This is a genomic window from Acinetobacter sp. Colony158 (assembly GCF_019264745.1).
Classification (GTDB): domain Bacteria; phylum Pseudomonadota; class Gammaproteobacteria; order Pseudomonadales; family Moraxellaceae; genus Acinetobacter; species Acinetobacter ursingii.
Genome location: NZ_CP078523.1, coordinates 1151911 through 1158414, shown reverse-complemented (window position 1 = coordinate 1158414; position 6504 = coordinate 1151911). Strand labels below are relative to the sequence as shown.

Below are 6504 nucleotides of genomic sequence, written 5' to 3'. Positions count from 1 at the left end.
GGGGAACCCACCTACTATAAGGTAGGTATCAATAGCTGAATACATAGGTTATTGAAGCGAACGAGGGGAAGTGAAACATCTCAGTACCCTTAGGAAAAGAAATCAATTGAGATTCCCTTAGTAGCGGCGAGCGAACGGGGATCAGCCCATTAAGTGATGTGTGTTTTAGCGGAACGCTCTGGGAAGTGCGACCGTAGAGGGTGATAGTCCCGTACACGAAAGGGCACACATCATGATGACGAGTAGGGCGAGGCACGTGAAACCTTGTCTGAATATGGGGGGACCATCCTCCAAGGCTAAATACTCCTGACTGACCGATAGTGAACCAGTACCGTGAGGGAAAGGCGAAAAGAACCCCTGTGAGGGGAGTGAAATAGATCCTGAAACCGCATGCATACAAGCAGTGGGAGCCGACTTGTTCGGTGACTGCGTACCTTTTGTATAATGGGTCAGCGACTTACATTCAGTAGCAAGGTTAACCGCATAGGGGAGCCGTAGAGAAATCGAGTCTTAATAGGGCGTATAGTTGCTGGGTGTAGACCCGAAACCAGGCGATCTATCCATGAGCAGGTTGAAGGTTGGGTAACACTAACTGGAGGACCGAACCCACTGTCGTTGAAAAGCCAGGGGATGACTTGTGGATAGGGGTGAAAGGCTAATCAAGCCTGGTGATAGCTGGTTCTCCCCGAAAGCTATTTAGGTAGCGCCTCGGACGAATACCATAGGGGGTAGAGCACTGTTTCGGCTAGGGGGTCATCCCGACTTACCAAACCGATGCAAACTCCGAATACCTATGAGTACTATCCGGGAGACAGACTGCGGGTGCTAACGTCCGTAGTCAAGAGGAAAACAATCCAGACCGCCAGCTAAGGCCCCAAAATCATAGTTAAGTGGGAAACGATGTGGGAAGGCATAGACAGCTAGGAGGTTGGCTTAGAAGCAGCCACCCTTTAAAGAAAGCGTAATAGCTCACTAGTCGAGTCGGCCTGCGCGGAAGATGTAACGGGGCTAAAACTATGTGCCGAAGCTGCGGATGTAACTTTAAGTTACGTGGTAGGGGAGCGTTCTGTAAGCCGATGAAGGTGTATTGAGAAGTATGCTGGAGGTATCAGAAGTGCGAATGCTGACGTGAGTAACGACAAAACGGGTGAAAAACCCGTTCGCCGAAAGACCAAGGGTTCCAGTCCAACGTTAATCGGGGCTGGGTGAGTCGACCCCTAAGGCGAGGCCGAAAGGCGTAGTCGATGGGAAATGGGTTAATATTCCCATACTTCTGTGTAATGCGATGAGAGGACGGAGAAGGTTAAGTCAGCCTGGCGTTGGTAGTCCAGGTGGAAGACAGTAGGCATGCATCTTAGGCAAATCCGGGGTGCTCTATGCTGAGAGTCGATATCAAGCTGTACTTGTACAGTGAAGTGGCTGATACCATACTTCCAAGAAAAGTCTCTAAGCTACAGTTACACAGGAATCGTACCCGAAACCGACACAGGTGGTCAGGTCGAGTAGACCAAGGCGCTTGAGAGAACTCTGCTGAAGGAACTAGGCAAAATGGTACCGTAACTTCGGGAGAAGGTACGCTGCTGAGGGTGATGGGACTTGCTCCCTGAGCGCTTGGCAGCCGCAGAAACCAGGCCGCTGCAACTGTTTATTAAAAACATAGCACTCTGCAAACACGAAAGTGGACGTATAGGGTGTGATGCCTGCCCGGTGCTGGAAGGTTAATTGATGGGGTTAGCGTAAGCGAAGCTCTTGATCGAAGCCCCAGTAAACGGCGGCCGTAACTATAACGGTCCTAAGGTAGCGAAATTCCTTGTCGGGTAAGTTCCGACCTGCACGAATGGCATAATGATGGCGGCGCTGTCTCCAGCAGAGGCTCAGTGAAATCGAAATCGCTGTGAAGATGCAGTGTACCCGCGGCTAGACGGAAAGACCCCGTGAACCTTTACTGCAGCTTGACATTGAACTTTGACCTTACTTGTGTAGGATAGGTGGGAGGCTATGAAGATGTGACGCCAGTTGCATTGGAGCCATCCTTGAAATACCACCCTGGTAATGTTGAGGTTCTAACTCTGCCCCGTAATCCGGGGCGAGGACCATGTCTGGTGGGTAGTTTGACTGGGGCGGTCTCCTCCTAAAGAGTAACGGAGGAGTACGAAGGTGCGCTCAGCGTGGTCGGAAATCACGCGTAGAGTATAAAGGCAAAAGCGCGCTTAACTGCGAGACCCACAAGTCGAGCAGGTACGAAAGTAGGTCTTAGTGATCCGGTGGTTCTGTATGGAAGGGCCATCGCTCAACGGATAAAAGGTACTCTGGGGATAACAGGCTGATACCGCCCAAGAGTTCATATCGACGGCGGTGTTTGGCACCTCGATGTCGGCTCATCTCATCCTGGGGCTGAAGCAGGTCCCAAGGGTATGGCTGTTCGCCATTTAAAGAGGTACGCGAGCTGGGTTTAGAACGTCGTGAGACAGTTCGGTCCCTATCTACCGTGGGCGCTGGAAATTTGAGAGGATCTGCTCCTAGTACGAGAGGACCAGAGTGGACGAACCTCTGGTGTACCGGTTGTGACGCCAGTCGCATCGCCGGGTAGCTATGTTCGGAAGGGATAACCGCTGAAAGCATCTAAGCGGGAAGCCTACCTCAAGATAAGATTTCCCTGTGACTATATGTCACCTAAAGAGCCGTTCAAGACTAGGACGTTGATAGGTTGGATGTGGAAGCATAGTGATATGTGAAGCTGACCAATACTAATTGCTCGTGAGGCTTGACTATACAACACCCAAACAGTTGTTGTATTCAAGATAAATTCGATACGAAAACTTGATTTAGTCAATAAACTAGTTACAATACCGACTCAATTTCCAATCCGTTAATAACTCTTTGGTTCGTAAGTAAGGCATACATTATTAAGTAATGTGAATAAGACCCCAAAGCACCACAACAGTTTGCTGGCGACAATAGCAAGAGTGAACCACCTGATCCCTTCCCGAACTCAGAAGTGAAACCTCTTCGCGCTGATGGTAGTGTGGCGTTAGCCATGTGAGAGTAAGTCATCGCCAGCTTTTAAATCTAAGACACCCCCTCCGCTTATGCAGAGGGGGTGTTTTTTTTATAAATAAAATAGATGCAATATATAGAAAATCAAAGAAAGTAACTGGTTGTTAATTCCTGAACGATAGCTTGGTTAAAGTATGGAATATCATCGGGATATAGAAAATAATACAAGTTACATAGATTAGATTCTTTTAAATCTAGCTTGCCCTAATTAATGAAAATATTATTTAAAAAGTTAAATACAGAACCGAAGAATTAAGGTGAATTTTCAATAAATCTGTTGATAACTAAATTCTGATTTAGTGCAGTTATTTAAGTCCTGAATTCTATTATTTAGGTAATCTTGAACTATATTTTAATTTTAAATCATTTTTCCATATATCGAGTAAATGGAATTTATTAATATGATGTTTGTAAGCATTTATGGGTTTCTTTTTGCATATAGGTTTTTTCCATACACTAAATTCTATACGCCCATTTTGTCTAATATCCGCATAAACAATCCAATTCTCATACTCATCTATCCATGAAATTGTATTTTTTTCTTTATGTTCAGTGAAACCTAAATAATTTAAGCGTTCCATAGCCCATGTAAGTTGTTGTGAATTTCTAGTTTCATGCCACAGAGACTCATCAATAAGATGCCCCTCATCATAAGGTGAGATTTTATATAATATTTCAACTTACTTTCTCTGTTTTAGTTTTTCATCTTTATCTATCCATTCTTGCTTTTCGATTTCTGCAAATTGCTCATGCCAATAATTTAGTGCCAACTTGTAAGCTGTCCCTGTGACAACACATTGATGTGTGCGCCCATAACCAACTAAATGTCGGCGTAAACCTTCTGGAAAAGTAAAGCCTGATTCACCATACCATGAAGAGCTTTCTTGTTTGCATAAAGGGCAATAAGCTCTTGGACTATATGAATCTTTGTACTTTTCAATGGGTTGAGTAAGATCTAGAATTTCTTGAATTGCTTCATTAAGCCATTGATACCTTTCTTGTTTAGTCGGTAAATAATAACTGGTTAGTATTTTATGATAGGGTTCTGCGATCAGACTTAAAAGGCTATAACGTGTTAAATAAAGCTCATCTTTTAATGTTTGAATTGTTTTTTCTATTTCAGATTGATGTTGTTTCATAATTTTATACCTTACTGTTCAATTGCCAAGCTTAAAATCTGATGGATCCAATTTAAATTCATCGTAAATTTCTAACTTTTTCATAATAACTGGTAAAATCTGATGTATTGTGCGCATTCCGATTAATAGTTCATTCATATAAATATCAGGATGGATGCGTCTTTCATTGACTCCTAGACTTTCTGCTTCAGCTTCATAACTAATCTCTTCTTGAGAATCATAAATAAGATTTAATAGTTCTGCTCTAAGCGGAATATTTGCACGAAAGGCATTGTCTTTAACAATATTGAGCCATTTCTTATAGTTTTCTAAAGTTTCATATCTAAAGTCATTAAAATTAGGAGCTATTTCTGCTGAAATATCAATTTTACATGCGGCTAATTCCATTAAACAAGGTTCGATATTGACTGCATCTGTCTCAAATAAATCTAAACTTTCATCATCAATAATTTCTGCGATATAAGCAGCATAAAAACCGTAAACATCATTTAGAGCTAAAAATATATTCCAAATTAAATGAGAAATAGGATGGTTTTCTATATTTCCCATGAATATTTCATATGCTTCCTCATCTGAATTTTCATAGTCTATATCTAGTTCTGTAGGGAAAGAGAAAGGATGAGTAAGTCCTACCTGTTTCAGTGTATGAAATGTATGCCAACTTAAAAGTTGTAACTCATCTTGTAAAGGCGCTGTATCATAACCAGTTTCAGCAGCACCATAGGCCAGATTTGCTAAGATATGGATAAGATGATCCCATTTTTTTGCATTCTCTAAGGAACCAGCCATAAGAATAAATTCTGGGTGTAAATCATCAATATTTAATAAAATTTTAAACTTCTCCTGCATTTCAAAAGAAATGTATTCTCCTTTTTTCCATTTACTGATTTGAGTGGGCGATACTCCCAAATGATGAGCAAGCTCTTTTTGTGTACATGAGAGATGTTTGATTGCTAATTCAATCAGTGCTTGGCTGTCCATAAGCTGTCCTGATTTTAAAATTTACTAAAAATAATAGTATATTTACTAAATTTTAAAATCAACAAAATTGTTTAGGGGGAATTAGAGAAAATAGATTCGCTTTATATAGAGCCTAATAACGTTAAAGAAATAGCAAAATTATATGAAAAAGTTTATCTTAATTAAAAAAGATAGGTCTCTGTTATGAAACTCAATTCTTTCTCTCCACTCCCTGAAGATGATGAAGAGCTACATCTTCCTGAACTTGTATACTGGGCATCTCTTGGTGATGTGGAACAAGTCGAACAATTATTGGCAGAAGGAACTGATCCCAATCAGACTGATGATGAGGGCTATAGTGCGTTACAGGCAGCCGCTGAGAATGATCATTTGGCCGTAGTGAAGGTGTTAGTGAGTCAAGGTGCAAATGTTGCATATAAAGGCGAATATACTGCGCTACAGCTTGCTGAAATGGCAAAAAATACCGATGTGGTTGAATATTTAAGAAGTCTGTAAATCGTATATAAGTAATAGATAAAAAGAAGCCCCATCATCCTGACAGGGCTTCTTTATATTCCGTTTATAGTGCCACAAATATCCTATCTATGACCGCATCCTATGCATCTTATTATTTTCAATGAGACTTCCTGTCTCTGTATGTTTTATAGAATAGATGAAATCTATTGACACACCAATTCGTCAATAACGACGATATATGTAAGTTTTAGCTTACACAGAATTTTTTTGGTATTTTTTGAGTTTCTGTACCAAATCGGTTAATGCTTTTTCTTCAAATTCATTGGCTTGAAAGGTTTCATCTTTATTACGTTTGAAGATATCTCGAATTTCAATCACTGCATTCGGATCGATCATATTCAAACTTGAGGTGACTTGGCGAATTTGTCCAACCGAATTTGAACCATAGGTCACCCCGTAGCTAATAAATGAGGCTGGTTTTCCACTCCATTCTTTGCCCAAATAATCCAATGCATTTTTAAGCGCAGGGCTATAACCGTGATTGTATTCAGGGCTAATAAAAATAAAGGCATCTGCCCGACCAATTTTATCTGCCCACTCTTGTTGTTTGGGTTGGTCGTAAATACCCGTAGCAGGTGGATGGCTGCCTGCGAAAAGTGGTAAATCCCATTGTTTTAAATCGATAATTTCAGCTTGGAGATCTGTATTTGGTTGACTCGAAAGACTATAGTTTACCCAATTTGCGACTTTGATCGCAGTACGTCCCTCACGGATACTTCCAACAATAATATAAATGCGCATGTGATGATCCTGTATTTTATTGATATGCTATTTTGGTTTTGACCATCTTATACTGTTTTTTAAGTGTAAA

At 41.2% G+C, this 6504-nt stretch carries 5 protein-coding genes and 2 rRNA genes (1 of these 7 only partly in view); 3 read left to right on the top strand and 4 right to left on the bottom strand.

The features are described 5' to 3' along the window. Both JR005_RS04525 and rrf read left to right on the top strand, forming a co-directional pair. Positions 1 to 2772: ribosomal RNA gene (locus JR005_RS04525) — 23S ribosomal RNA — on the top strand (it extends 121 nt beyond the left edge of the window). Between the two features lie 175 nt (positions 2773 to 2947). Continuing rightward, positions 2948 to 3062: ribosomal RNA gene (gene rrf / locus JR005_RS04520) — 5S ribosomal RNA — on the top strand. A 321-nt stretch (positions 3063 to 3383) separates the two neighbouring features. Here the strand turns inward: rrf and JR005_RS04515 are convergent. The 3 genes from JR005_RS04515 to JR005_RS04505 form a co-directional block, all read right to left on the bottom strand. Next, positions 3384 to 3638, bottom strand: a complete 255-nt coding sequence (locus JR005_RS04515) for a hypothetical protein (protein WP_218665630.1) — start codon at positions 3636 to 3638, stop codon at positions 3384 to 3386. Positions 3639 to 3737: 99 nt separating this feature from the next. Continuing rightward, complete coding sequence (locus tag JR005_RS04510) at positions 3738 to 4196, bottom strand: hypothetical protein (RefSeq protein WP_218665629.1); 459 nt, start codon at positions 4194 to 4196, stop codon at positions 3738 to 3740. An 18-nt stretch (positions 4197 to 4214) separates the two neighbouring features. After that, positions 4215 to 5177 (bottom strand): helix-turn-helix domain-containing protein, encoded by a 963-nt coding sequence (locus JR005_RS04505; RefSeq protein ID WP_151825555.1) that lies wholly within the window; start codon positions 5175 to 5177, stop codon positions 4215 to 4217. 183 nt (positions 5178 to 5360) lie between these two features. Here JR005_RS04505 and JR005_RS04500 point away from each other — a divergent pair, with 183 nt between their 5' ends. After that, a complete protein-coding gene (locus JR005_RS04500; RefSeq protein WP_151721682.1) occupies positions 5361 to 5672 on the top strand; it encodes an ankyrin repeat domain-containing protein in 312 nt (103 codons plus the stop codon). 213 nt (positions 5673 to 5885) lie between these two features. On the opposite strand, the gene JR005_RS04495 is transcribed toward JR005_RS04500, so the two are convergent. Then, positions 5886 to 6434: an NADPH-dependent FMN reductase gene (locus JR005_RS04495; RefSeq protein ID WP_151721681.1), complete on the bottom strand. Its 549-nt coding sequence runs from the start codon at positions 6432 to 6434 to the stop codon at positions 5886 to 5888. Between the last annotated feature and the right edge of the window lie 70 nt (positions 6435 to 6504).